Annotated in this window: 1 protein-coding gene; it reads left to right on the top strand. The window is 44.7% G+C overall.

Features of this window, described 5'->3' with window-relative positions; all coding sequences use genetic code 11:
* Positions 1-89: 89 nt before the first annotated feature.
* On the top strand, positions 90-1,741 hold a 1,652-nt coding region (locus tag BLR50_RS14200), incomplete at its 3' end, for an Ig-like domain-containing protein (protein WP_162840461.1).

Here is a 1,741-nt window from a genome sequence, read left to right as displayed (position 1 = left end):
GTATAGCAGAGTTTTATTTTGACTGCGAGTTGCACCAACTCCGTTTCATGTCTTGTTGGTGCCTTTCGCAGAAAGGAATGGTCTTTTATATGGACGACACAAAAGATATCGGTGCCGGACATAAGTTTACATACCTTACAACTACTAATGGAGGAACCCTAAAGCTGGATGACGGTGCAACCTTGAATCTGCTTGCACGGGGTACAAATTCGTCCACCCAATATATTATGGGCATAATTGGCGGTGAAGGTGCAGGGCAGAGCTCCGGTATCTATTATTATAATAGAAAGTACAATGGCGTTATAGATATGTCTGCTCCCGGAACCGGTTGGTATAAAGGAAGCGGTTACACCTTTTCGGGTAATACTGTTAACATCAACGAGGCCGGCAGTTATTGCATCTTGGGAGAAACCGCTTCAAACCATATTAAGATAAGTAATGCGATTACTGCAGATATAACGTTAAGCGATGCCTCTATTGATGTAAGTGGGATTCCAAATAGTTGTGCCTTTGATATGACCGGTGCGACGGTTAACCTTGCATTAACAGGAAGCAATACGCTTGCAAGTGGCGAGAATTGTGCAGGCTTACAGGTTCCCATAGGGGCAGTTTTAAAAATTGTAGAAGGCAGCACGGGCAGTTTATCTGCTTCAGGAGGTGTAAATGGGTCTGGTATAGGTGGAGGATCAAACTGCACAGCCGGAAATATTACCATTCTAGGTGGTCAAATCATAGCGGAAGGTACAACGAATGGCGCAGGCATTGGTGGTGGATTGAACGCCTCGGGTGGTACTGTCAAGATTGGCGGAGGAAAAGATACATATGTAGTTTGTTTTTCATTAAGCGGGTATGATATCGGTTCAGGAGATGGAAATTCAACCGGCGGGAGCTTAGAGGTTAACGATGGTGCTATGGTAAGTATGCTCGGTAAAGGCACGAATGCAACTGCCAAATACATTACCGGCACTATTGGCGGAAAGGGAGCCAAATTGGATGCCGGAGTATATTTAAACTCCCAAAAGCAGCTTGAATTTTTTCGATTTGTAGCCGACCCAGAAGATGGTGCCAAAGCCCTTGAAACCATTAGGCTTGGCGTAGTGGTAAAAGGGCTTTCCCAAACACTTCCCCAGGGAACTATCGTATTTAAAGCAAATGGCATTATTATTGGGCAAACCTCTGTTACGCGCAGCGATGAACTGCCAGCTTATGGAATAGCCACATATGAATGGACTAATGTACCTGGAGGAACGCAAACGCTTACAGCCGAATATAAACAAGATGCTACTTTTGATAGCTATTATTTAACAGATATTACATCGATAAATAATTATGAAGTAGCGAAAATTAACCAATCCGATGATTTAGTTATTAAGATTCCGGAGGGCATTAAATATCACGATAATTTCAACATTGATGTTAGTGGTGGCAATGGAACAGGTAACCTCAGCTACAAGGTTACTCCGGGTGATGCTTTGTCGTTTAATCCAGACGGATCAGTGACGGCCCAAAAGGCAGGACCGGCAACAATAACCGTCACCAAGTCAGGGGATATCCATTATTTAGAGGCTGAAAAAAGCGTAAATATTGTAATCTCGAAGGTACAGCCCCCAGCCGTTGTGTTTCCGACAGCCGGTGAACTCACCTACGGCCAGCATCTTTCTGCTGCCGCTCTCATGGGGGGAAGCGGAGACGGCTCTTTTGCATGGTCAAGCCCGGATACGGTTCCGACTGTGAAAAACAA

The organism is Acetanaerobacterium elongatum (genome assembly GCF_900103835.1).
Lineage (GTDB): Bacteria > Bacillota > Clostridia > Oscillospirales > Ruminococcaceae > Acetanaerobacterium > Acetanaerobacterium elongatum.
The sequence above is the reverse complement of the archived record's forward strand: the minus strand, read 5'-3'. Positions and strand labels throughout refer to the sequence as shown.